Below are 25,035 nucleotides of genomic sequence, written 5' to 3'. Positions count from 1 at the left end.
AAATCAAGTGTTCTATTCATCCATTTCTATCGAAACCGCATGGGCAATGCAAGGAATACTCTCACCTTGCTGGAATGTTAATGGAGATAATAATGCTCCTGTTGCTACCACAAGTATTTTTTTATAAACACCTTGCTTCATTTGATTCAATAAATGCCCATATAACACAGCAGCCGAACAACCTGCACCACTAGCTCCTGCCTGGACCGGCTGGTCCTCTTTATAAATCATCAAACCGCAGTCTTGAAATTTATCTCTTTCTATGTTTAATCCATTCTTCTGAAGCAATTCGAGTGTTGTCTCCCTTCCTATACGGGCCAAGTCACCTGTAACAATAAGATCATAATAGCTGGGATCTCGATTTGTATCCTTGAAATGGGCCATTATTGTATCTACAGCGGCTGGCGCCATCGCTCCCCCCATATTAAAGGGATCTGTTAAGCCCATATCTATGACCTTTCCGATTGTCGCACTAGTAGTAACAATCACTCCTTTTTCATTTTCGTTTGCCCTAAGCAGTGCTGCACCTCCCCCGGTGACAGTCCACTGAGCAGTTGGCGGCTTTTGTCCTCCGTATTCGGTTGGATAACGAAATTGCTTCTCTGCTGCCGCATTATGGCTTGAAGCCCCTGTTAGGATATATTTCGCTCCCTGATAATTAATAATAAAAGATGCTAACGCCAACCCTTCCATTGAAGTAGAGCATGCACCAAATATCCCGAAATATGGAAGCTGAATTGTCCTTGCCGCCAGACTAGTCGGTGTTATTTGATTGATTAAATCCCCAGCTATAAAAAACTGAACATCTTCCTTTTGAATATTTCCCTTCTCCAATGCTGTTTGAGCTGCTTCTTCCATTAACACCCGGTGTGCCTTCTCATAGGATTCTTCTCCCATCCATAAGTCATCATGTAAAATATCAAAGTCTTCAGCAAGGTTGCCATTTGCTTCAAAAGGTCCCCCTGAAACTCCAGTTGCGGCTATTACCGGCTTATTTGGAAAAGCCCATGATTGTTTTCCGATTAACATTAAATAACCCCCCATCGAATTAAAAGGGTCTTAATTAAAGCAACAATAAATGCTGAAAAAACACCAAATAATATGACAGAGCCAGCTAGTTTAAACATATTCCCCCCAACCCCGAGAATAAATCCCTCAGACCTGTGTTCCATTGCTGCGGATATGACAGAGTTACCAAAACCTGTAACAGGCACAGCACTTCCTGCACCAGCAAACTGTCCAATATGGTCATAGACGCCAAAGCCAGTTAATAACATGGAAAAGAACACCATTGTCGCTACAGTTGGATTTCCTGACGTTTGTTCTGTGAAATTAAAAAAGTAAATATAGAAATAGGAAACAGCCTGTCCAATAAAACATATAAATCCACCTACCAAAAACGCTTTTATGCAGTTTTTTACTACTGGCCTTTTCATTTCATGCTTTTTCTCAAGTTCTTGGTATTGTAATTGCTCCGGCGTAGCATTTTTTTTCTTTCCCATCTCGACTCTCCTTTCAAGTTAGTTCATTTTTAAGTTTTATTATTTCTTGCAGCTTTTTTTCTGCCTTTTCATTGGAGTAATTGGGATCCTTCATATTTTCCTCTAACTCAACTGCTTCAAGAAATATTTTGTAATCACTTGAGACGGTGAAAGTTTCTTTCGGATACTTTTTCTTTAACTTTTCTTTCATTTTCTTCTCAATGCTTTTCATATGGAAGCGCTGGAGGTGTTTTACTTTGTAGGCAACAAGAATGTCTTCTTTTCCTTTTAAAACCGCTACATCATAAATTTCTTCAAATCCTTCAATATCCTTTTGAACGGACTGAATGAGATCTTCTTCCTCCGTTGTCTCTTTATCAAAAGACATTGGTTTAGGATGAGTTGCCTTTATTAGCGACAGTCCATCCTCCTTATGACCATCGTTGTTACAAGCAGCCAATAAAGCAAGTATTACGATCATACATGACAAAAACCATTTTCTTTTCATTGGATTCCCTTCCTAACACAAATTTCATTATTGCTATTTTTCACAGAATCAGACTTATTTATGAATGTTTCTTCCAAATAAGATTTTCTTCCAAAATCAAGAAAAAAACCTGCTAACAGAAATTGAAAGGTTTCTGTTCTGAAATACAAAATATGAATTAACATTATTGCTTTCGTATATTAATTCGCACCAAAATTAAAAAGCAATTTGGCAAGAAAATTCGAAAAGAAAAATGCTTGTTGCCCGGTTAGCGATTCTCCAAAATATTTAGGAATTGCTAGCAAATAAAATTAGCTACTAAAATAAGGGGCGAAATTCCTCTTATTAAGGAAATAGCACGAAAAGTAAATTGAATAGAGGGAAAAATTCCCCCTATTTGTTCAAAAAACATGAAAATGGTCCATTTTGCTTTGCATTAACGGGAAAAACTCCCCTTATATCCCCCGTTCCGAGCCCTATTCTGTTGGCTAACGGGAAAAATTCCCCTTATTTATAAAACAGAGGTTACTCAATTAAGGATAAGAAATTTCTGCTTTATTTAACTAGCATGCGAATTTTCATGCCGACAAAAACTTATGACACCATGTTAAAAAGGGGTCGAAATTCAGGGCGATTTATCGGTTTTATTTTAGTAATCCCCATTTACATCAACAAAAAAAAAGCAGTCTAATTCAGTTACGAATAGGACTGCTTATTGGTATGCTAATTTAGTTTTTGCATCCGAAATCCGAACCCGCTAACAGAAAATCAGCAGGTTTTACTTCATTATTTCGTTTTCTTTTTGCCGCAGCCGCAGCTTTTTTTCTTTTTAGCCTTCTTGTTTACCTTTTTGGGCTGTAGTCCATTTGAGGTTGTGGGTTTTTTTGAGTTAAACAATCATGCTCCTCCATCCGTAATGAATTATCGATATGGTAGGTTATGCAAAAAAATTAAGCTCGTGTAAATGTTTCGCCTACTTGTAAAAAATTCTTCCTCTCTAATTCAACCACTTACCTATAAAGGTTTCAATAACTGCTGCTATTCCAGCTACAGCTAATATAATTAAGATGGGTGTTGCGATCGATGGCCAAAAAAGATAAAAAAGGCAAAGTCCTACGGAAGACCAAATACCCGTACACCAATAGCAGCTGATTAGTTCTCCTATGAATCCTTTCATACGTCCTTTTTTAGGAACGAAGTAAACTTCCTCTTCCCCTTCTTCATTTACTTCAAATACTTCTTCAAAAAAGGGAGCCCTTATAAATTCAGTTATCTTATCAAATACAATCAATCTTGTAAGACGAAAGCTCGCAAACGAGATAATGACTAACTCTAACCCAGTAATATTCATATGAATTCAGTCCTTTTTATAGTCAAATCCCCGCCCATTTTTCATAAACAAGGCGATTGTCCGTTACGCAAATGCCCCTAAAGCAATATGTTATTAATGTAGAATTACTTCTAAAGAAAATTAAGGAGGAATAAATCAATGGGTTGTGGAAAAAAAGACGATAAATTTGGCGCAAGAAGCAACTGTGTTTGCGATGTAGTCCGCGCGATTAAAGATATCCAGGATGCAGCTGAAGACCGTTGCGAATGCCCTACAAATTGTTTCCAAGAGCCTCTAGGTTCATTAGTTGCCCCGGCAAAAAGACAAAATGCTGATACTCGTGTATTCGTATTAAAAACAGCAGATGGATCACCATTCCATGCTTTCTTCAGAGGAGATGATTGTGCGTGTGTATCAATCTTCTTCAGAGTAGAAGAGGTATTTGATAACTGCTGTGCAACGTTAAGAGTAATCAAACCTGTTAAGTATGGCGGCGAAGCAGTGGATTTAACAGACGATTGCTGCATCGATCTTAAGAAGGTTTGTCATGTTGAACGCTTCGAAGCAACAAATGACTGTATCACTGTAGACTTAAGCTGCTTCTGTGCAATCCAGTGTGTGGCTGATGTTGACTTAGATATCTGTGAAGACTAATTAAGATGAGTCGATCATAATTGATCATATGAATGAGCCAGTCGTTCTATACGACTGGCTTCATTTTTTGATGAAAAATTTACGAATTAAATCCCATCATTTTTATATCAATTAAGTCTTTTATCGGAATTACGGCTTCTCCTTGATTAGGAAGTGCTAACACAAGCTCATGATCTGATTTTTCTTTGATGATACCTCGAAATACTTCCTGTGTAGTCTGAAATTGACATGGAACTGGTGGTAATTGTTTCGGGAAGTTGTGTAAATACTCAATTTTCTCTAACACATTCATTTCTTTAAAAGGCTTAACACGATTAAAAGATGAATGGGACTGATTTCTTGATTGCGAATCATTTTCACTATTCTCAATATCAGATTTTTGAATGGTTTCCTTTACCTCATCAGTAGAAAGTTTGGCTAACTCTTCCACATTTGGCTTTTTTCCAAACACACTTGTTTCTGCTCCTAATTCTTCCAAAGGCACTTTTTGAGCCTTGCCATCAACCTTCTCTTTTTGATTTTCACTTTCATTTTCTTTCATTAGCTGCTTTTTTTGTGCCTGTGCTTTTTTAGCAGAAAAAGTATCCTGCATTTTTCCATTTGGGGCTTTAAATGGCGGCTGTTGAATATAAAAAAGCGGTTCTCGTTTCTTTTCTGTTTTTCTCATGATGACACCTCCGCAAACGTTAAGATTCATTCTATCTATATGCAAACAGGACTTTATCGTTGCCAAAGACAACTCTTGACGATTGTTCAAAAAACGCAAAAAACCCACTTTTTAAAGTGGGTAGAATGTAATTGCTATTATCAATTAGCTTAGAGAATATGATATCCAGAGTCGACGTGAAGATTTTCACCTGTCATTCCCCGTGATAAGTCACTGAACAAGAACAAAGCCGTATCTCCAACTTCTTCTGGTGTCGTTGTTTTTCTTAAAGGTGCTCTTTCTTCAATTTCTTTAAGGATCGTATTGAATTCCCCAATTACTTTTGCAGAAAGAGTCCGGATCGGTCCTGCAGAGATAGAGTTTACACGGATCCCCTGCGGCCCGAGGTCGTTCGCAAGATATCTTACACTTGCATCAAGAGATGCTTTTGCTACACCCATGACATTATAGTTTTTAATGACACGTTCTCCGCCTAAATATGTTAATGTAACGATGCTTCCGCCTTCCGTCATAAGCTCTCTAGCTTCTTTTGCAACAGCTGTTAAAGAAAATGAGCTGATATTCTGAGCTAAAAGAAATCCATCACGCGACGTATTTACAAACTCACCTTGTAATTCTTCTTTATGAGCATATGCAATACAATGTGCAACCCCATGAATAACTCCCACTTCTTCTTTAATCGCTGCAAAGCATTTAGCTATATCTTCGTCCACCGTTACATCACACGGCAAAATAAGAGAGTTATTATTCTCTAATGTTTCAACTAATTCTTGAACATTTTTTTCTAATCTCTCACCAGCATATGTAAAAATCAATCTTGCGCCTGCTTCATGAAGTGACCGTGCAATCCCCCATGCAATGCTGCGCTTATTCGCTACACCCATTACAACAATATTTTTTCCTTCTAAAGAAAGAGACATAGTATCTTTCCCTCCTGTTATCAAAAGTATCAATCTTTTACTTAACGCAATCTATTATTACATGTTATTAGTACCTAGTGCTAATTCTACAATATTCTTTATTAAAAGAAAAGCAGCAATACAGAAAGTATTACTGCCTTAAAAATTCTTTAGAGAATCAGGTTAGCACCATTCGCAAAATTCTAGCTCCCGCTTAAGTTCATCAACATATTCCTTTGTTCCGGTCACGATTAAACGATCGTTTATTTGCAATTCAGTATCCCCATGAGGAACAATAGAATCTTTTCCACGGAATATCCGGACGAAAATGACATCGCCTGTAAACGGAAATCTTCTGACCGACATTCCTTCATATTCATCATTTAATAAACGAATTTCATACAGCGCAGTTTCCTGGTTCGTTAATATACTTATAACACGTGGTGATTCAATTAACGCACGGAGCAGGGCTTTCGTTGAATTGTAGACAGAAAACACCTCAACTCCTTCTTCTCTCAGCCCCTCCTCTAAGTCAGGGCTCTCAATCCTTACAATCACTCGTTCAATACCTTTATCCTTTAAAGCAATGGCAAGCGTTGCATTTAATTCATCGTCTCCCAAGGAAACAACGACTATATCTGCATCAAAAACATCTGTATTCTCTAATGTTTCTAAAGAATAATCTGGTATTTCAACAATATGAAATAATGATTCAGAATTTTGATGATCAATTTTCGTCTGTTTAGTATGGTACACGACTGGATCGTAGAGTGTAGACTCCAATTCGCGGGAAATCGGTAATGTTAATTGATTTGCCCCAATGAATGCCACCTTAAGCTGCTTTTCTTTAATAATTTCTTTAGGCAGAAATTTTTTGAATACAATAGGAGTGAATACACTTGTTATAACAGCAACTAGAATGAGTGTTCCACTCATTTCAGAGGTTATCACTCCCATGCGCTCCCCAATTGTTGCTGCTGCAATAACAAGAGAAAGTGTAGATGTTAATAGAAAACCAGCTGCCAAAACCGTTTTCGAGTCATACCACACTCTTAAAATGAGAGTTGGCACAAGCTTTGAAATTAACAATGCAATCAATAATAGCGGGATTAAAATAAGTAATCTTGGATCGCCGAGCAATTGCCAAATATTTAAGTCCACACCGACCATTACAAAGAAAATCGGAATAAGGAAACCATATCCAAAAGAATCGAGTTTATGAACAAGCTCTTTGTCTGGGGCTAGTAATGACACAAGAACTCCAGCTAAAAACGCACCTAAAATATTCTCGGCTCCTACCGTTTCAGAGATGGCTACCAATAGGATAATTAATGTAAAAACAGCCCTTGTACCAATCTGAACAGTACCAGTTTTTAAGGCATCGAGAAGCTCTCTTCCTTGAAAACGTTTCGCCACAAAATAAAGAATGATCCCTGCAGCAAATAAGACAAGCAGCAGCCATGTATTTCCTTCTCCCCCATCGTAAATGGAAACGAACACTGCCAACAAAATCATCGTTACTAAGTCTGCAATAACGGCAATCAGTAAAATAATTTGTCCAATGTTGGTTTTCATTAGATGTCCTTCTTTTAAGGTTGGAACGACGACACCTAACGATATTGTTGAAATAATTAAGGTCATTAGAAAAACATTATCTATAAAGCCTGTCAGAACAAAAATATAGGATAAACCTAACGAAACAACAAAAATTCCAACAAAAACAATTGTACCCACAACAAATGTGTTAGGTTCAGCTTTTCCATTTGGAAGTTTTTCTTTCTTTTTCGAAGTTGAAAAAGCAGAAAAGTCAATTTCCAGTCCACTTAAAAACATTAGAAAGATAAAACCAAGCATGGAGAGAGTCTCCAGCCACATATCTTCCTGTACAATATCAAATCCACTTTTACCAATAATTAATCCCATGAGGATTTCTGCCACTACAACAGGTACGAAGTTTAATTTAAACCGGTGTAATAATAACGGTGTTAGAAAAGCAACAACGATGACGATAACAAGCGACGAAACCGAAGCACCATGTTCCATTAACACTCCCCCTTTTTCAAAAATATAATGTTTGTTGTTTTTTTAAAATCATAAGCAATTGCTGCAACAGTTAAATTAAATAACTCATAAAGAGGGTAGCCATGCCGAAATAAATAAATATACTTATGATGTCATTAATGGTCGTAATAAATGGTCCTGAAGCTACGGCTGGGTCTATTTTCAATCTGTGCATAATCAACGGAACGAGAGCACCAGCTAAAGTCGCGACAATTAATGTCGATAAAATTGATATCCCGACTAGTATTCCTAAATAAAAATCACCCTGCCAAAAAAACACAATAAAGGTTACCAGAATTCCGCAAATCGTTCCAGTAATTAACCCTGTACCCGCTTCTCTTAGTATTAACTTAGATTTGCTTTCTTTTTCTACATCCCCAGTAGCTATTCCCCTAACAGCGACGGCTAAAGCCTGCGTTCCGGAGTTCCCTGCCATACCTGCTATCAATGGAATAAAAACAGCCAATATCGCAACTTGATCTAATGTATCCTCAAAACGGCCAATCAAACTAGCTGTCATCATTCCTAAAAAAAGCAGGATAACCAGCCAAGGAAGCCGTTTGCGTGCAGCAGCAAATGGACTTCGATCCAGCGAATCAATGTCTGAAACCCCTGCGAGCTTTGAATAGTCATCTGAAGCTTCTTCATCAATGACATCGACAATATCATCTACTGTTATAATTCCCAATAAATGATTTTGAAAATCAACAACGGGAAGGGCTAAAAAATTATAATCTCTAATTCTCCTTGCAACCTCTTCCTGATCTTCTCCGACTGAAACTGACAAAACACGATCATTCATAATATCTGAAATCATCGTATCATCATCACTGACAATCAAGTCTCTTAAGGAAAGGACGCCAACTAACTTTTTATCCTGGTCCACTACATAGACATAGTAAATTACCTCTGCCCGAGGGGCTTCATTTCTTAAAATATACATAGCTGAACGAACGGTTTGATTTGCTGATATCGCGACAAACTCAGTTGTCATGATACTTCCGGCAGTATATTCATCGTAGTGAAGCAATCCCTTAATTTCATCAGCCGCTTCATCATTCATGATCGTTAAATAACTGGCAACCTGATCCTTATCGAGTTCATTTAAAACATCCACCGCGTCATCCGCATACATATTCGAAAGCATTTCTGCAGCATATGTTGGATTCATTTCTGAAAAGACGTCACGGTATTCCTCTTCCTCAACCTCAAGGTTCTCAAACAGTTCCGCCATTTCCTCAGGAGAAAGGTAATGATAAATCTTCGCCCGAACACTTTCATCTAAATCCTTAAAAAATGAAGCCTGGTCATACGGATGCATTTGCAAGAATTCTTCCCTGAAAAGATCTATATCTTCATTCTCCAAAAACTGGAGCAATAACTCTTTGTCAACATGTACTGTATGATCCTGATTAGTTTCTTGCATCGCATTACCCCCTCTCTATCCGTTAATAAATATAGCAGAAGTTGTTTTTTTTGTCGTTTCATAGCCATTCATTTTATAGACAAAAGAAAAAAATGAGTTTCACAATATGTTATTTATACTGATCTAACATAAAATATTTATGTAGTTAAGTGCCTGAACAATGTTAAAAATATGTAATAATTCAATTCTTTAAAGGAGTTTTTTATATGAATTTAGATATCATTGGAGATATCCATGGATGCTACCAAGAATTTCAAGAACTGACTAAGAAACTTGGATATGATTGGGAAAATGATATCCCAACTCATCCTAACGGACGCAAACTTGCATTTGTCGGAGATCTCACAGATCGCGGTCCCCAGTCCTTAAAAGTAATACAAGTCGTGTGGAAGCTTGTCATTCAGGAACAAACAGCCCGCTATGTTCCAGGGAACCATTGTAATAAACTTTACCGATATTTTCTTGGGAATAAAGTCCAAATCACACATGGACTTGAAACTACTGTTGAAGAGTATCAAGCCTTAGAAAAAGCACAACAGAAAAAAGTTAGGGATATGTTTATGGAGCTATATGAACAAGCACCGCTTTACCAAGTTCTTGATAACGAAAAACTCGTGATCGCTCATGCCGGCATACGCGAGGATTATATCGGTAAAAACAACTCAAAAGTAAAAACTTTTGTATTGTATGGTGATATTACTGGAGAAAAACATCCTGACGGCTCACCTATCCGCCGCGATTGGGCAAGTAAATACAGGGGTGACGCCTTTATCGTTTATGGGCACACTCCAGTAAAAAAACCTAGACTTGTTGGGAATACCTGTAATATAGACACAGGTGCTGTCTTTGGCGGAAAATTAACAGCTCTTCGATACCCAGAGATGGATTTTGTAGATGTTCCCTCCTCCATGCCGTTAACACCTGAAAAATTCCGAGAGATTGAGTAAATTATTCGATCATGCAATTAAATCTTTCAGCTTGAGAAATAAAGAGAAGCCGGCTATTTTCCGGCTTCTCCATTAAGCAGCTTTTGTAGGTCTTCAGGCAGCGGTGCCTCAAAATGAAATTCTTTTTGCAAAATTGGATGGAAGAATTGAAGGTATCGGCAATGCAAGGCTTGCCTTTTGATAAGCTTTACAGGACCTCCATAAAGATCATCTCCCAATAACGGATGACCAATAGAGGCAAGATGAACACGGATCTGGTGTGTTCTTCCAGTTTCCAATTTTAGCTTCACTAATGCAAAAGATGGATACTGATGGATGACATCAAAATGTGTGCAAGCATATTGACCTTCAGGATGAACTTCTCTTTCAATAATGCTATCCATTTTTCTTCTTATATTCTTTTGTATTGTTCCTTTAACCTCATTAAAGATTCCAGATGCAAAAGCCTCGTATGTCCTATTGATTAAGCTTTTTTTTTGCTGTTCACTGAATAGATGATGGATATGCCGATGCTTTGCAACCAATACAATACCAGAAGTATCCCGATCAAGTCTAGTAACAATATGTACGGTTGATTGATAGCCCGAGCCTTCATAATAGCCGGCGATGCCGTTTGCTAGACTTCCAACAGGATGCTCTCTGGAGGGAATCGTATTCATCCCTTGTGGTTTATTTATGATAAGTATATAAGGGTCTTCGTATATAATATCAAGAGGGATTTGTTCGGCAATCATCCCTTCACTCCGGGTTTCCTCAGGGAATTCCACCATTAATTTATCCCCTGTCTCCAGTGATTTTCTTACAGTCACGGGTTTTTCATTCAAAAGAATGCTTCCACCCTTAAATTTAATCGCCGCTAAAGCCCTCTTTGAAATCTCCTGCTCCTTCAGAAATTCTTTTACTAGCTTATCATGATCTTTTTCTTCAATAACCCATTGAATTCTATAACGTGACAACGTAGATATCTCCCGTCGATGTTAATCTAATCTGCGATAAATGAATCGCGTACCCTTTTCCAGAAAGGGAAAGGTCTGAAACGAGCAAAACGTATCTTTTCATCTGCTACTCGAAACTGAATTGACTTAACATCTTTATGAAGAAGAGTCAGGTGGTCAATCGTAATTTGAAAATCCGGCCCATATACTGGTTTGAGCATACAAGTGTGATGAGCTGGCAGGACCAAGGGTGAGCCGACTGTACGAAAAACACGATTATTGATAGAAGCCATTTCTGCCAATTGTATGGCAGGAATGGACGGATGGAGAATGGCTCCTCCGAGTGCTTTGTTATACGCTGTACTTCCCGATGGCGTCGATAGGCATAGCCCATCACCTCTAAATCGTTCAAAATGCTGGCCGCGAATTTCAACGTCCATTACGAGGGTGGCATCCACACTTTTAACTGTTGATTCGTTTAATGCTAAGTAACGGTTTTCTTTTCCGCCGTGCGAATACCGTATAATGACTTCGAGAAGCGGGTATTCAACCACTTGGAAAGGTGTTTTGGCGATGGCAATCACTAGTTTCTCAATCTCATCCGGTACCCAATCAGCATAAAAACCTAAGTGACCTGTGTGAACCCCTACAAATGCGGTCTTATCCAAGCGATTTCGGTAGCGATGAAAAGCATATAGAAGGGTTCCATCTCCACCAACAGAAATTACAATATCTGGCTGGTCTTCATCATAGACAAGCTCGAAATCAAGCAAATAAGACCGCATTTTATGCATAAGAGTATTTGATTTTGTGTCCCCTTTTGAGGTAATAGCAAATTTCATCTTAATTTGGCTCCCCTAACGTTTACTCTGCTTCTTAAAAATTTTTAACCATCCTGCTGCATTTCCTTTTTCATCGTAAAAAAGGCTTGTGCTTCTTGAATTTCGCCACGTATAAGTGACATTTCTTCATCTAGCCTAAAAGCAGCCTCAGCGGCTCTTTGCAGACGCATTTGGATATCTTTTGGAAATTGACCTTTATATTTGTAATTCAATGAATGTTCAATTGTTGCCCAAAAATTCATGGCAAGCGTGCGGATCTGAATTTCAACTAAAATTTTCTTTTCCCCAGTGATCATCTGCACCGGATAGCGAATCACGACGTGGTAGGAACGATAGCCGCTGGCCTTTTTATTAGAAATATAGTCTCTCTCCTCAACAATTTCAAAATCATTACGCTTACGGAGAAGGTCAACCACCACCTTGATGTCATCGACAAACTGACACATCATTCTAAGTCCAGCTATGTCCTGCATCTCACTCTCAAGTCTATCAAGATGGATTCCTTTTTCATTTGCTTTATCTAAAATGCTTGCAATTGGCTTCACTCTACCTGTTACAAACTCAATGGGTGAATGATTTGAGTGAAGTTCAAACTGTCCTCTCAACCCTTTTAATTTAATTTTTAATTCGTCAACCGCTTGTTTATAAGGTGCTAAAAAGTTCTCCCAATGCTTCAAAATATATTCACCTCATCCGATTTTTAATTATATTTGGCTAAATATTATAAGGTTTAAGCCATGTTTTTTTGCCGGATGAATAGCTGTATCTCACTTAAAAGATCGATTCCACTTTTGCAACCATTTCCTCACCGTAATTGCTATTCCCCTTTATATTTTCAATAAGGTAGCTGAGTTCTTCCAGAAAATTCACTAGCTCTAATGTATCTTTTTCGTTTGATACATAAACGGGCATATTTAAGTCCATTGCCTTTTTTAAGTCATTCCAAACCCCATCGCTAATGCTAATATATGTATATTCATCTGCATTTTCTGTCAGGTAAATAAAGGATAATCCATCAGAATCTACTAACATTTGACCCGTTGCTCTTAAATGGTCCAAAGCAATTGACGGCTCTGTATAAAGCAGCAGGGCATCTTCATTTACATTATTTGTTTTTATAATCGATATTTTTTTCCTCATATATATATCCTCCAAACCTTATTTCTATTTTATCATAAGTAAAAATGTTATCCCACTAGCAGAAGAAGATCAAGTTAGCCGTATTATATTCAACACTTTCATATGGATAAAATAGGCCTTATTATAAATGTAGCAAATATCATTATTCTAGGTAAATGATGTCGTAAGAAAGGATGAGGATCGTGAGTCAGGAAATTGAAATAGAATTTAAAAATATGCTTACAAAAGAGGAATTTACCCTTTTAAAAGATTATTTAAACCTGAGTGAATCCATGTTCCACACGCAAGAAAATCATTATTTTGATACTAGTAATTTTTGTTTAAAGGAATTAGGCTGCGCACTAAGAATTCGTATGAAAAATAATAAATATGAAGTAACACTAAAAGAGCCGTTAGAAACAGGATTGTTGGAAACAAACCAACAGTTGAATACTAAAGACGCTGAAAAGATGATGCAGCACGGAATTATAATTGAGGGACCGGTAAAAGATCAGTTATCGAGATTGAACATACCATTGGATAAGCTTGAATATTTTGGTTCATTGACGACAAGCAGAGCCGAGAAAAACTACGATGGCGGTTTAATTGTTTTAGATCACAGCAGCTATTTAAACAAGGAAGATTATGAGTTAGAATATGAAGTAGAAGATTTTGAAACAGGTCAAAAAAGGTTTCATCACCTGTTAAAGAAGCTAAATATTCCAATTAGAAAATCCGATAATAAGATACAAAGATTTTATCATGAAAAATACCGTAACGAATGAAGGAGAACGAGAATGAATGTCGAGCAACTAAGGGCCATGCTGCAGCTGCAAGCATTGCAAAATTTCAATACAAAGAGTTCTTCAAATAATGGATCGTTGTTCCAAGATTTATTAACCGAAATGGTGAGCAATGGACGAGATGACCTGCTGCTTCAGCAATCTAGACTTCAATTAAACCAAGTGTCTGAGCAAAAAACGGCTGCCCTGCCAGTGTCTCTCCCGCCTATTACTTTAACCAAGTTGAATAAGAATACAGATAGCAAATATGAAGATATCATTGAAAAAGCTGCACAAACATATAACCTTCCAGTTAATTTGATCAAAGCAGTAATCAAACAGGAATCTAACTTCAACAGCAATGCTCAAAGTCCAGCTGGTGCTTCAGGCCTCATGCAGCTGATGCCTGCAACAGCAAAAGCTCTTGGTGTTTCAAACATCTTCGATCCAAAGGAAAATATTTTTGGGGGCAGCAAATACTTAAGACAAATGCTAGACCGATATGATGGGAATATAGACTTGAGCCTAGCAGCCTATAATGCGGGTCCAGGTAATGTTGATAAATACAATGGAATCCCCCCATTCAAAGAAACTCAAAACTATGTAAATAAGATCAGGAACTATTTAACTGTTTAGTTCTTTTTTGAAGGAATAATTTCCCACCTTAAAAAATCCGTTAGTTTATAGCCACTAACGGATTTTTTGTGTACATTAGAAGTGTAATTGTAACAATTATGTAACGTTAAAAGAAATGCAATGACAAGATAATCAAAATCTCCTGTAAGCCGATTGTTTGAGATATTATGACCCCATTGTTAAAATAAAGGAAACTTAAAGATTGGCAAATAATTTTCACACTAAATATATATTCTTATATAAGCTCATTAAAAGGAGTTTTTTGATATGGTCGAGAAATTTCGTACACCATTTGAAGAAATCGGGGAATATAAATTACATCAATTAATTGATCTTTTTTATGCAAAGGTCCATGAACACCCCGACCTTAAACCTATTTTCCCAGATGATTTAACAGAGACTGCACGAAAGCAAAAGCAGTTTATGACACAATATTTAGGGGGACCGCCTCTATATACCGAAGAACATGGACATCCAATGCTGCGGGCCCGGCATCTTCCATTCGAAGTTACTGAAACTCGTGCCAAGGCATGGTTAACCTGCATGAATGAAGCAATGGATGAAGCAGGGCTTGAGGGACCGATAAGAAAAGACTTCTTTTCAAGACTAATATTAACAGCACAGCATATGATCAATACACCAGAAAATGGATCCTTAAAGGGTGAGAACCATTGAGAAACGAACGTCTTAAACCATTAACACCACATCATTGCCATGGCAATGAGAAGAAGCCTATAGAAATATATATGTTCCTAGACCCGCTTTGTCCTGAATGCTGGGCCCTTGAACCTATCATAAAAAAGCTGCAAATTGAATACGGACGCTATTTTTCAATTAAGCATGTACTCAGCGGAAAATTAGCGATGCTTAATTTGTCAAAAAAGCAGAATTATGAAGATATTGCAGAGCTTTGGGAAAAAACAGCAACTAGAACCGGGATGTCCTGTGATGGAACACTCTGGTTTGAAAATCCCGTCTCCTCTCCCCATATTGTATCTGTAGCGATCAAAGCAGCGGAATTGCAAGGGCGGAGAGCCGGAATACGCTTTTTCAGGAAAGTCCAGGAAGGTCTTTTCCTGGAAAAACAAAATATCTCAGAACTGGAAGTCCTAAAAGATTGTGCAGCAAGTGCTGGACTCGATGTTAATGAGTTCATCTCAGACATTCACTCGGACAGCGCAGCAAAAGCCTTTCAATGTGATTTAAAAATAACAACAGAAATGGATGTTCAAGAGATTCCCACTCTGGTCTTCTTTAATGAAAATATTGAAGAGGAAGGGATAAAAATCACTGGATTTTATTCCTATGAGATTTACGAACAAATTTTGGCCGAGATGCTGCCTTTTAAACCAGAACGTTCAACTCCACCACCTATTGAATCTTTCCTGAAATACTTTAAGCTTGTCGCTTCCAAAGAGATTGCAGAGGTTTATAATATGACTGTAAATGAAGTGAACCGGGAAATGAAGAAATTACAACTTAAACAATTAGTTGAACAGATTCCAGCAAAATACGGCGTCTTTTGGCGATATAATGACCAATCTTAGCTCCTTAAAACTTTTGGACCATGTTCGCACGAGGTCCCTTTTTTATTATTTAGTATTAAAAAATAACCTTGCAGCTTACCTGCAAGGTCTTTTCTAATTATATATACGAACAAAGGGGATGGGAGAAATTTTTCACGGTCAAACAAGGGGTATATGTTTGCTAGTGATTAACTTCATGACATTAATATATCATGGTGTTACAACCCCGACAATAAGATTGTGTGTTCTTTCACAAATTTGTCATAAACTAAGTCACAAAGAATATATTTTAAGAAACAGCAATTCTACGTAAGAGGAGCAATTCTGCCATGCATAAATTGAAATTTTGGATTTTGCTTTTCATAATCTTGTTTGCCTTTGTGTTCAATTTGTTGGGACTAATGAAGTTGGTTCCTCTGCTCATAACGTCCCCGATTTTATTTATCGCATTCCTGCTTTTCTTTCTTTCCTTGAATGATCGAAATCGCTTCAAAGGGTTTAGAAATTAAAAGAGATGACCTATTTGATCATCTCTTTTAATCTAAAATTGAGATAGCAATCCTTCCATTTCAATTAACTTCTCTTCGAATACTTTGCACGCTTCCTCAATTGGCTTCGAACTCGTCATATCAACGCCTGCCTTTTTGAGAACCTCTATCGGATAATCTGAACTTCCAGATTTCAAAAACTCAATATACCTGTCAACAGCAGGAGCACCTTCTTCAAGAATCTGTTTGCTCAAGGCTGTCGCCGCACTATATCCTGTCGCATACTGGTATACATAGTAATTGTAATAAAAATGTGGAATTCTCGACCATTCCAAGCCAATTTCCTCATCAATCACAATATCTTCTTCACCAAAATACTTCTTATTTAACTCATAATATTCCTTCGTAAATAATTCAGCGGTTAGAGCTTCATTGTTTTGGGCTTTTTGATGGATCAGGTGTTCAAATTCAGCAAACATTGTTTGACGGAACACAGTACCTCTAAATCCTTCTAGGAAGTGATTTAGTAAATATAGGCGCTTTTTCTCATCATCGATGGTCTTTAATAGATAATCGTTTAAAAGTGCTTCATTACATGTAGAAGCCACTTCTGCTACAAAAATAGAATAATCCCCATAAGGATACGGCTGGGTTTTTCTCGTATAGTAACTATGAACAGAATGTCCAAACTCGTGGGCCAGGGTGAACAAGTTATTTACATTGTCCTGCCAGTTCATTAAAATATATGGGTTTGTCCCATAGGCCCCTGAGGAATAAGCCCCACTCCTCTTGCCTTTATTCTCATGAACATCCACCCAGCGATTTTCAAAACCTTCCTTTAACACATTAGAATAATCTTCCCCTAATGGAGCTAGTCCTTTTAATATTAAATCCTTTGCTTCCTCGTACGGAATTTCCATCTTTACATCTTTCACCAACGGTGTATATAAATCATACATATGAAGCTGATCTACGCCTAACACCTTTTTGCGAAGTTTTACATATCGGTGTAATAGCGGTAAATACTTATGAATCGTACTGACCAAGTTATCGTAAACCTCTTCAGGAATATTGTTTGCAGAAAGTGCTGCATGCCGTGCTGATTGGTAATTTCTAATTCTTGCATGAAAATTATCTTTTTTCACTTGTCCGCTTAGTGTACTAGAAAAAGTATTTTTAAATTTCCCATATGTTTCATAAACAGCTTTAAATGCGTCCTCACGCACTCGTCGGTCACTGCTCTCTAAAAAGCGAATAAAGCGACCATGTGTGATTTCTACTTCTTCTCCATTTTCATCCTTAATGCTTGGAAATTCTAGATCGGCATTGTTTAGCATTCCAAAAGTAGTACTCGATGAGTTCATAACTTCTGATGCTTGCGCTAACAAACTTTCTTGCTCTGCAGATAGAACATGCGGCCTTTGCAGGTTTATTTCTTCAATTGCATGTTTGTATAGCTTTAATTCTTCCTTTTCATTTAAAAACATGTTTACTTTTTCTTCATCTATAGAAAGTATTTCTGGAACGATATAGGCCAGGGAACTTGCAGCTTGTGAATACAGATTCTTCATTCGGTCATCTAAACCTTGATAAAACGAATTGGTAGTATCTTGATCATAACGCATATGTGCATATGTAAATAGCTTGCTAAGACGTTCAAGGAGTTGATCCTGTTTCTGGAGTGCTTCATATAACTGGTCAGCACTTTCCCCTAACTTTCCCTGATAATCTTCAACTCCAGGGATTAATGCTTTAACGTCTTGAAACTCCTTTTCCCATGCATCATCTGTAGGAAAAATATCCTCTAATCGCCATGTGTCTTCAACCTTTATTTCACTTCTAGATGGAAGCCTTTTTGCTGTTTCATTTCCCATTCTTCATCCTCCATTCACATAGTACTGTTCAGTAAGCTTATGAGACTATTCTAACGTAAGTAACATAATCATCCAAACTTTAAGCTGGTGATTGCTCATCCTTATATATTATGTTCATTCCTCCGTCATCATTAATAGCAATTTTCTTAAACCTTTTTCCTGTTGTTTCCATTCATCCATCGTTGACGCAGCTTTTAATTCTTTCGCTATTACGAATTCATGCTCTTTTTGCTTTTGCAGCACCCCTGCTTTTCTTAAAAAAATTAAGTATTCATATAGAAGCTCACGCAGCAGCAACTCTCTTATATTGGGCAGATTTCTAAGCTTTATTTGGCCTTTATTGACTCTCTGCCAAGTTGTTTTAACGAGTGCATGAAGATAAAGAGGAGTTCCAATTGATTGATGATGAAGATGATCTATATAAACATAGGCTTGCCAAATAAAAGGAGAACTTTCTAAAATGATGTTATTTGTTAATGGAACACCTACAATGGGATGCAGTAATTGAGGATTTAGGGACTGACGATAAAGTTCCCGAAGAAACGGATAATAGGTAGTGCTCTTATGGGTAAGAAGCGAGATTTTGAACTTAAATATTTCCTTGCTCCATTGTTCAGGTCTAAACTTATAATTCCCATCCGGATTAAGGAGGTCAAGCAAAGATGTTCTTTCCAAAGGTTTCATCTCAATAGCTAGAAAACTATTTCGAACAGAAACAGGAACAATTGTTTTCAGGAAGATAAATTGGTTGATTATTGGACAATAAGAGGGAATGTACCATTGCTGTGAAGAATTCTTATTTGCAAATAAATAATGAAAGCTCGAAAGTGAAGCTAATGAGGAGTTTTTTCTGTTGATTCCTTTACCTGCCAGAAGCCAAATGGGATGCATGGATAATTTACGGTATCCTTCAGTTCGTCTTCTAAATAGTTCCTCAGAAATTGTTGAGCATTGAAATTCAAGACAATACAATTCGTCATTGTATTTGAAGGCGATATCTGCTCTTTGCTTGATATTTGGATAATAAGGTTCCAGCACCGGGGAAAGGCCTTGCTGATTCAACCACTCAAATAGTTTCAGTTTCGCAAGCATATGATACTCTGACTCTCGGTCATATTGTTCTGTACAAGCATCACCCCTGATGTGTGCAAAATGAGGTATTCGTTTGCTGCCCATCTTCAAAATCACCTCTTGTGAGCAGATCGGGCAAGTAAATTTCACCTTCTTTCTAAGATCCATTAATGCAATCTTTTCAGCTTTTGCGTTTAGGGTAATAACTTCTCCATCCTTTATTTTTGCGGTAAGCAATGTGATTCACTCCTTTCTCCTAATGTATTCAACTAAAAGGTCTTCCTCCCTTTTCACAATCTTGTCGTATTGATGAACATTACAAAAAAAATACCGATTTCATATATGAAATCGGTAATATCAATTAAAATATTTTCTTAATTCCTCAAAAACATCTTCAGAAAGAATTAACTTACCATACTCTTCAACTCGATGTATGGTGAGATGTGTTTCATGCCCATATTCAAGCAGCATACTTAAGCTATTATCAATCTCTTCTTCTTCAAATGTATCTTCTGGAAATTCTACGTATAAATAATATTTTCCTTCAAAGGAATACAGCTTTGTATTTAAAGAGTCTAAAATCCGACGATTTGCTAAAGAAATAAGGTCTTCGAAATCTTTAAATGCGATTAAAAACTCCAGTGAACTGTCATAATAAGAATCTTCATCCTGAGGGTTAAAATGTTGATCAAGCAGCTCTTCAATTCGATCATCAACTGGAAGATCCTTTAGTTTATTTTCAGGTATCGGCAGCTCGAACTTTTGCCCATCTTTAGATACCTGAGCCTTCGTAACAAGAATCTCTAAGCCCTTGTCTAATGCTTGTACTTGAATCCAAAGCGGCCCCTCAATCGTAAATTCTTCTTCTTGATGAACTTCATCCATCATTTCCCAAAATAATTCTTCGCTTCTTTCGCGATTATACCAAATTTCCTCACGATCAAAGCCTCTTTCTTCTATATCACCATATGAAATGTAAAACTTTACCGTGTTATCATTGATGCGTTCAATTTCCATCCAGTAACCTCTCCCTTCTTGCATTATTGGAAGGGACATATATACCCCCATGCAGAAAACGTGTTACCCTTTACCCATCATTCTTATGAGGATTGTCATAAAATATGAGGTAAATTGTAATATTACCTTGTACTTATATTTTATGATAAAACAACGAGAAAGGGAAATAAAATATGGCGGAAATCAAAAAACCATTATATGCCTATAGAGTGCCTATAAGAATCTCTCCATTCAACAAGAGAACCTTATATTTTTCATTAAATGGATTTTATTTAAAACCCTATTTGTAGTATCTTAACAGAAAACTAAAACACACTCAATGTTTAAGTGCTCTTTATGGATTTATAAACAAAAAAACCTCCAATACTAATGATCGGAGGCTGTCTTGCTAATTCACAAGACGTTGAGCTTCTCGAAGTTGGAATGTCCGTACTTTTCTAGGAAGAAATCTCCGGATTTCGTCTTCATTGTAGCCTACTTGCAGGCGCTTCTCATCAATAATGATAGGACGTCGAAGCAGACCTGGATTTTCTTTTATTAGTTCAAATAAATCTTGAAGCGGCATTGTCTCTAAATTTACATCTAATTTTTGAAATGTTTTGGATCTCGTTGAAATGATTTCATCTGTTCCGTCTTCCGTCATTCTCAGAATTTCTTTTATTTCGTCAATAGATAATGGTTCTGAGAATACATTCCGTTCAATATAAGGGATTTCATGCTCTTCAAGCCACGCTTTTGCTTTTCGGCACGATGTGCAACTAGGTGAAGAATATAATGTGACCATTAATCTTTCACACTCCTTCAGTTTTGACTTGCATTTGAATCAGAATCTATGTGAGTAAATTTTCTTAAAAGGCTAGGAAAATACATGCACTTTAAAATTACTTTAAATAAGTAATTTATATTAATTATTATACACCACATTTGGTCAGAGTGGTATCTTTTTTTCATGATTTTGAAGGTGTTATAATAAAAATCTACTCTATTAGATTAAACGTATCAACCGTCAAAAAGTTTCATCTTTTTTAACATTTTTTCGATATTTTTTTACTAAAAAAACACAGAGAAACACCTTGTCCTATTTATCCTGTTATATACATTGTTAATACCCAAATGAAACACTAAATAAACCACTATTTATTCTCAATTACGTATTTTGTAATGAAAATAGCATAAGGTTATTAAATATGGTCCATGAGGTTTGACGAACTCCTCTCCTCGTCATAGGTTAATACATCTTCAACAGGTTGATAGGACTCTCCATATATTTGTTCATCTTTATACGTATGTATCAGTTCATAAGTTTTTTTCATAGCTTCATAAACCATGCTTTCACTTTCATTATTTGGAGACCAATATAAAATTTCCATCGGATTCACTTCGTTCGTTGCCAGCGACCTCCTGCGATAGCCGATTGATTTTGCGTGCTTAAACCCTTCGCGCTTGTAAAAATGAAGTCTTTTCTCTGTATCTGAGTCTTCATAGTTTATTGGCTCCACTTCGAGAATGATCGGTTTTTCTTTTGATTTCAATTTTTCAATAAGTTTATGGCCGATTCCTTGTCCACGACTCTCTTTTGATACAAATAAGTAATCTATAAAGACGAAATTCTCAAGCTCCACATACATAAGTACATGATATTTCCCCTCATCTTTATGGTAGATGTCAGATCTTTCTTTTAACAAAGTCTCCATATGCTCCTGAGATTTCATTTCTGCAACCGGAAAATATTGATTCAGCTTCTCATACCAATGCATCGTCTTCCTCCTTTTGACTCGGAATAGCCTTGTTTTAACAGCATATAACTGGATATTGAAAGTATTTGTTCAATTCCCTCTTTTAATGCAGGGAAAGTTCTTTTAAAATAGAGTTAGGGTTGTAAACTAATTCATTCTGGGAAGATGAAGGATGGGGGTTTTATCATGGTTGGCTTTCTACTAGACTTAGCAATCGTTGCAGCACTTGTCATCGGTATTACTGCAACGAATGGAGTCATCGCAAATGGCATTGGGATAAAGCTTTTTGGCGGCAAACAAAAAACAATTCATGTTGACTACACCAAAAAGGGGCAAACAGGCTGGAAAAGTGTAGGCGGTATTAAGAAATAACTCTTTATATAATAAAAAACGATCTCAAGTTAGGAGGGCACTGAAAATCCTTCGGATTTTTCGGAGGGATTATAGAAGTGGATCAAAAAACGACCCAGAATTTTATTTTCTGAGTCGTTTTTTGTGTGGATTGGGGTCTATATCCCCTTATTATTGATTCATTAGCTTCAATATTCTTTTTAGATTTACTGTAAATATAGACATTGCACCTTGTAATTCCATGCCTAATAGACCCGAGGATTTTGCAACATTGTACCCGTGCCTGTGTTTTAATTCACTATTTTTAGCCTCTATTTTATATCGTTCTTTAGATTTTTCTTTAAAATACTCACTTTCCTGAAATTTTGCCTGTTCTGTATGCTCGTTTGATTTGATACTTACAGAATAAGTCTTACTTTTAGCCCCTTCTTTATAACATCCTTCTTTAAACGGACAATGTTTACATTTTTCTATATCAAAATAGTACGTAGTTACTTGGTTTCTACCTTCCCCTTTTTTTCCTTGTTTCGCTTTCCTTATAGCCATATGCCCTGCTTTACAGACATACATTCCAGCATCTTTATTAAATTCAAATTCATCCTCTTTTGGACGAAATCCTTGTGTGACAGAAGGGTTTAGTTTAGCTACTAATTTTATTTCATTTTTATTGGCATATTCTATATTTCCCTTTTCAGAATATGCTGCATCACCAATTACAGTTTCAACTTCCATTCCAGCTTCGATACTTTTTTCAATTAGCGCTTCTAATTGCTTTCCGTCATTCTTTTCGCCAGTGGTTATTGTTGCCGCTGTGATAATTCTCTCTTCACTCATGGCAAGGTGTGTTTTGTATCCAAAAAATGCGGAATCCGCACTTTTATGTCCAACTTTTGCGTCTTTATCTTCTGATATCTGTAATTGTTCAACATCATCGGCAACGGTTTCTTCCAGAAGATTTAACTGTTCTTTTACTTTTGGATATTGAACAAGAACTTCTTCCTTTTTAATCACATCAATGAGATCTTGGCAATATTTGATTTCATCCTCTAGTACATCCGTTGTCGTTTTGGATGGAAACTTACTCTTCATATTTTCATCTATTTGATATATCGTTTTTCTCAGTTTTTTGGAACGGTCCATAAGGACCTCTTTAGGAGTTTTTTGGTTATACCGAGCTTTTGTATGGGTGGCATCAACAATAATAGAATTACTTTTGATGACTTCCTTTTCAATAGCTATTTCTACAGTCTTATTGATAAGCAGATCTAAAAGATTAATATCTTTTAACCGTAATTTTCTAAACTTTGTTAAAGAGCTAGGATCAATTACTTGCTCCTCTGGTGCCATGTTGAGAAAGTATTTAAAAGACATGTCATACTTAGAACGTTCTACTATATCAACATCAGATAGGTCATGGACGGTCTTCAAAAATAAATATTTGAACATACGAATAGGGTCAATGGCATTTCGCCCGTTATCCAAGCAATAGTTATCTTTCAATTCTTCATAAACAAAAGAGAAGTCAATTAGTTCATTAATTTTTCGTAACATATTGTCTGCAGGAACGATTAAGTTATAGAGTTCCATATATGGACTTAATGCCATTGATTGTTGTTTTTGAATCATTGAAACCACCCGCTTAAAATTGTTAACCTAATTATAAAACAAAAAGGGAAGGATTCCTCAAAATAATTGAGAAATCCTTCCCTTTTTTCCTTTAAGGGGCTTTTTCAGTGCCCTCCAAGTTAGAGATCGTTTTTTATTATTGCTTTTTCAATTCTTCGTATTCCTTCTCAGAACAAAGAACAAAATGTCCTGCTGTTATTTCCCTCAACTCGACTTGATCACCTTCACGATAGTTATGTGATGAGGGATCATATGTTTGGCGCTTACGATTTCTTTCATATACTGGATCTGGCAGAGGAATTGCAGATAGTAGAGATTTAGTATAAGGATGCATCGGATTCTTATATAGTTCCTCTGCTGGAGCAAGCTCCACCATCTTACCAAAGTACATGACGCCAATTCGATCACTAATATATTTCACCATAGACAAGTCATGTGCGATAAATAAATAAGTTAAGCCCTTCTCTCGCTGTAGCTTTTTCATTAGGTTAACAACTTGTGCTTGAATCGAAACATCCAATGCTGAAATTGGTTCATCAGCAATTACGAAACTAGGCTTTACTGCTAAAGCACGAGCAATTCCAATCCGCTGTCTTTGCCCGCCTGAGAATTCATGTGGATAGCGGTTTGCATGTTCTTTATTTAATCCAACAGTCTCCAATAGATCATGGACCATTTTCGTCCGTTCTTCTTTTGTTTTTGCTAAGCCATGAATATCAATTCCCTCAGCAATCACATCCGCCACTTTCATTCTTGGGTTTAATGATGCATACGGGTCTTGGAAAATCATCTGCATTTCCCGATTGAATTTCTTCATTTCTGCTTTAGACTTTTTACCATGAACGTCCTCACCATCAAACAAAACCTGTCCATCTGTTGCATCATAAAGGCGAATAATTGTTCTGCCAGTAGTTGATTTCCCGCAGCCTGATTCCCCTACAAGTCCCAATGTTTCACCTTCATAAATATCGAAAGTCAGTCCATCAACAGCTTTCACTTCATTTGGTTTTCCCACATTGAAGTATTGCTTTAGATTCTTGATTTCTAATAGTTTTTTCTTCATTTCCATCAGCATTCCCC

At 36.9% G+C, this 25,035-nt stretch carries 26 protein-coding genes; 7 read left to right on the top strand and 19 right to left on the bottom strand.

Annotation, left to right across the window (positions count from 1 at the left end; translation table 11 throughout):
• Nucleotides 1-12 precede the first annotated feature (12 nt).
• From spoVAD to CZ487_RS05945, 4 genes are all read right to left on the bottom strand, one after another.
• Nucleotides 13-1,029 (bottom strand): stage V sporulation protein AD, encoded by a 1,017-nt coding sequence (gene spoVAD, locus CZ487_RS05960; RefSeq protein ID WP_077211214.1) that lies wholly within the window; start codon nt 1,027-1,029, stop codon nt 13-15.
• On the bottom strand, nt 1,029-1,502 hold the full coding sequence (gene spoVAC / locus CZ487_RS05955; protein ID WP_077211213.1) for a stage V sporulation protein AC: 474 nt from the start codon (nt 1,500-1,502) through the stop codon (nt 1,029-1,031). Before spoVAC ends, spoVAD begins: the two co-directional genes overlap by 1 nt.
• 13 nt (nt 1,503-1,515) lie before the next feature.
• Nucleotides 1,516-1,989, bottom strand: coding sequence for a sporulation protein (locus CZ487_RS05950; protein WP_077211212.1), 474 nt, complete (start codon nt 1,987-1,989; stop codon nt 1,516-1,518).
• 976 nt (nt 1,990-2,965) lie between these two features.
• Nucleotides 2,966-3,319, bottom strand: a complete 354-nt coding sequence (locus CZ487_RS05945) for a DUF1360 domain-containing protein (RefSeq protein ID WP_077211211.1) — start codon at nt 3,317-3,319, stop codon at nt 2,966-2,968.
• A gap of 138 nt (nt 3,320-3,457) precedes the next feature.
• Between CZ487_RS05945 and CZ487_RS05940 the strand changes: the two genes are divergently transcribed.
• Nucleotides 3,458-3,952 carry a CotY/CotZ family spore coat protein gene (locus CZ487_RS05940; protein ID WP_077211210.1) on the top strand — a complete coding sequence of 165 codons (495 nt, stop codon included), beginning with the start codon at nt 3,458-3,460 and terminating at the stop codon, nt 3,950-3,952.
• Between the two features lie 79 nt (nt 3,953-4,031).
• Here CZ487_RS05940 and CZ487_RS05935 read toward each other — a convergent pair whose 3' ends face one another.
• The 4 genes from CZ487_RS05935 to mgtE form a co-directional block, all read right to left on the bottom strand.
• A complete protein-coding gene (locus tag CZ487_RS05935; protein ID WP_077211209.1) occupies nt 4,032-4,619 on the bottom strand; it encodes a CotO family spore coat protein in 588 nt (195 codons plus the stop codon).
• A 149-nt stretch (nt 4,620-4,768) separates the two neighbouring features.
• The gene (fabI, locus tag CZ487_RS05930; RefSeq protein WP_077211208.1) at nt 4,769-5,539 is read right to left on the bottom strand and encodes an enoyl-ACP reductase FabI; all 771 of its coding nucleotides are present in this window, start codon (nt 5,537-5,539) and stop codon (nt 4,769-4,771) included.
• A 162-nt stretch (nt 5,540-5,701) separates the two neighbouring features.
• The gene (locus CZ487_RS05925; protein ID WP_077211207.1) at nt 5,702-7,561 is read right to left on the bottom strand and encodes a monovalent cation:proton antiporter family protein; all 1,860 of its coding nucleotides are present in this window, start codon (nt 7,559-7,561) and stop codon (nt 5,702-5,704) included.
• A gap of 70 nt (nt 7,562-7,631) precedes the next feature.
• Nucleotides 7,632-9,005: a magnesium transporter gene (gene mgtE, locus CZ487_RS05920; RefSeq protein ID WP_077211206.1), complete on the bottom strand. Its 1,374-nt coding sequence runs from the start codon at nt 9,003-9,005 to the stop codon at nt 7,632-7,634.
• A gap of 206 nt (nt 9,006-9,211) precedes the next feature.
• On the opposite strand from mgtE, the gene prpE reads away from it, so the two are divergent.
• The gene (prpE, locus tag CZ487_RS05915) at nt 9,212-9,952 is read left to right on the top strand and encodes a bis(5'-nucleosyl)-tetraphosphatase PrpE (RefSeq protein ID WP_077211205.1); all 741 of its coding nucleotides are present in this window, start codon (nt 9,212-9,214) and stop codon (nt 9,950-9,952) included.
• A gap of 53 nt (nt 9,953-10,005) precedes the next feature.
• Here the strand turns inward: prpE and CZ487_RS05910 are convergent, their stop codons facing one another.
• The 4 genes from CZ487_RS05910 to CZ487_RS05895 form a co-directional block, all read right to left on the bottom strand.
• A complete protein-coding gene (locus CZ487_RS05910) occupies nt 10,006-10,908 on the bottom strand; it encodes an RluA family pseudouridine synthase (RefSeq protein WP_077211204.1) in 903 nt (300 codons plus the stop codon).
• 26 nt (nt 10,909-10,934) lie between these two features.
• Nucleotides 10,935-11,729 carry an NAD kinase gene (locus tag CZ487_RS05905; RefSeq protein ID WP_077211203.1) on the bottom strand — a complete coding sequence of 265 codons (795 nt, stop codon included), beginning with the start codon at nt 11,727-11,729 and terminating at the stop codon, nt 10,935-10,937.
• A gap of 44 nt (nt 11,730-11,773) precedes the next feature.
• Nucleotides 11,774-12,406 carry a GTP diphosphokinase gene (gene yjbM / locus CZ487_RS05900; protein ID WP_077211202.1) on the bottom strand — a complete coding sequence of 211 codons (633 nt, stop codon included), beginning with the start codon at nt 12,404-12,406 and terminating at the stop codon, nt 11,774-11,776.
• A 94-nt stretch (nt 12,407-12,500) separates the two neighbouring features.
• Nucleotides 12,501-12,869 (bottom strand): UPF0738 family protein, encoded by a 369-nt coding sequence (locus CZ487_RS05895; RefSeq protein WP_077211201.1) that lies wholly within the window; start codon nt 12,867-12,869, stop codon nt 12,501-12,503.
• A 182-nt stretch (nt 12,870-13,051) separates the two neighbouring features.
• Here CZ487_RS05895 and CZ487_RS05890 point away from each other — a divergent pair, with 182 nt between their 5' ends.
• From CZ487_RS05890 to CZ487_RS05875, 4 genes are all read left to right on the top strand, one after another.
• The gene (locus tag CZ487_RS05890; RefSeq protein ID WP_084783134.1) at nt 13,052-13,633 is read left to right on the top strand and encodes a CYTH domain-containing protein; all 582 of its coding nucleotides are present in this window, start codon (nt 13,052-13,054) and stop codon (nt 13,631-13,633) included.
• Nucleotides 13,634-13,645: 12 nt separating this feature from the next.
• Nucleotides 13,646-14,266, top strand: a complete 621-nt coding sequence (locus CZ487_RS05885) for a lytic transglycosylase domain-containing protein (RefSeq protein WP_077211200.1) — start codon at nt 13,646-13,648, stop codon at nt 14,264-14,266.
• 267 nt (nt 14,267-14,533) lie between these two features.
• Complete coding sequence (locus CZ487_RS05880) at nt 14,534-14,941, top strand: globin domain-containing protein (RefSeq protein ID WP_077211199.1); 408 nt, start codon at nt 14,534-14,536, stop codon at nt 14,939-14,941.
• A complete protein-coding gene (locus CZ487_RS05875) occupies nt 14,938-15,813 on the top strand; it encodes a ClpXP adapter SpxH family protein (RefSeq protein ID WP_077211198.1) in 876 nt (291 codons plus the stop codon). Before CZ487_RS05880 ends, CZ487_RS05875 begins: the two co-directional genes overlap by 4 nt.
• A gap of 520 nt (nt 15,814-16,333) precedes the next feature.
• Here CZ487_RS05875 and pepF read toward each other — a convergent pair.
• From pepF to CZ487_RS05845, 5 genes are all read right to left on the bottom strand, one after another.
• Nucleotides 16,334-18,154 (bottom strand): oligoendopeptidase F, encoded by a 1,821-nt coding sequence (gene pepF / locus CZ487_RS05865; protein ID WP_077211196.1) that lies wholly within the window; start codon nt 18,152-18,154, stop codon nt 16,334-16,336.
• A gap of 114 nt (nt 18,155-18,268) precedes the next feature.
• The gene (locus CZ487_RS05860) at nt 18,269-19,462 is read right to left on the bottom strand and encodes a competence protein CoiA (protein ID WP_077211195.1); all 1,194 of its coding nucleotides are present in this window, start codon (nt 19,460-19,462) and stop codon (nt 18,269-18,271) included.
• Nucleotides 19,463-19,582: 120 nt separating this feature from the next.
• Nucleotides 19,583-20,242 (bottom strand): adaptor protein MecA, encoded by a 660-nt coding sequence (gene mecA, locus CZ487_RS05855; protein WP_077211880.1) that lies wholly within the window; start codon nt 20,240-20,242, stop codon nt 19,583-19,585.
• Between the two features lie 388 nt (nt 20,243-20,630).
• Nucleotides 20,631-21,026, bottom strand: a complete 396-nt coding sequence (gene spxA, locus CZ487_RS05850; protein ID WP_077211194.1) for a transcriptional regulator SpxA — start codon at nt 21,024-21,026, stop codon at nt 20,631-20,633.
• A 397-nt stretch (nt 21,027-21,423) separates the two neighbouring features.
• Nucleotides 21,424-21,999 carry a GNAT family N-acetyltransferase gene (locus tag CZ487_RS05845; protein WP_077211193.1) on the bottom strand — a complete coding sequence of 192 codons (576 nt, stop codon included), beginning with the start codon at nt 21,997-21,999 and terminating at the stop codon, nt 21,424-21,426.
• Between the two features lie 165 nt (nt 22,000-22,164).
• Between CZ487_RS05845 and CZ487_RS05840 the strand changes: the two genes are divergently transcribed.
• The gene (locus CZ487_RS05840) at nt 22,165-22,350 is read left to right on the top strand and encodes a hypothetical protein (protein WP_077211192.1); all 186 of its coding nucleotides are present in this window, start codon (nt 22,165-22,167) and stop codon (nt 22,348-22,350) included.
• A gap of 150 nt (nt 22,351-22,500) precedes the next feature.
• On the opposite strand, the gene CZ487_RS05835 is transcribed toward CZ487_RS05840, so the two are convergent.
• Nucleotides 22,501-23,955 carry an IS1182 family transposase gene (locus CZ487_RS05835; RefSeq protein ID WP_077210323.1) on the bottom strand — a complete coding sequence of 485 codons (1,455 nt, stop codon included), beginning with the start codon at nt 23,953-23,955 and terminating at the stop codon, nt 22,501-22,503.
• 136 nt (nt 23,956-24,091) lie between these two features.
• A complete protein-coding gene (locus tag CZ487_RS05830) occupies nt 24,092-25,018 on the bottom strand; it encodes an ABC transporter ATP-binding protein (protein WP_077211879.1) in 927 nt (308 codons plus the stop codon).
• Nucleotides 25,019-25,035 lie beyond the last annotated feature (17 nt).

The sequence above is a fragment of the Robertmurraya dakarensis genome, from assembly GCF_900156875.1.
Classification (GTDB): domain Bacteria; phylum Bacillota; class Bacilli; order Bacillales; family Cytobacillaceae; genus Robertmurraya; species Robertmurraya dakarensis.
The sequence above is the reverse complement of the archived record's forward strand: the minus strand, read 5'-3'. Positions and strand labels throughout refer to the sequence as shown.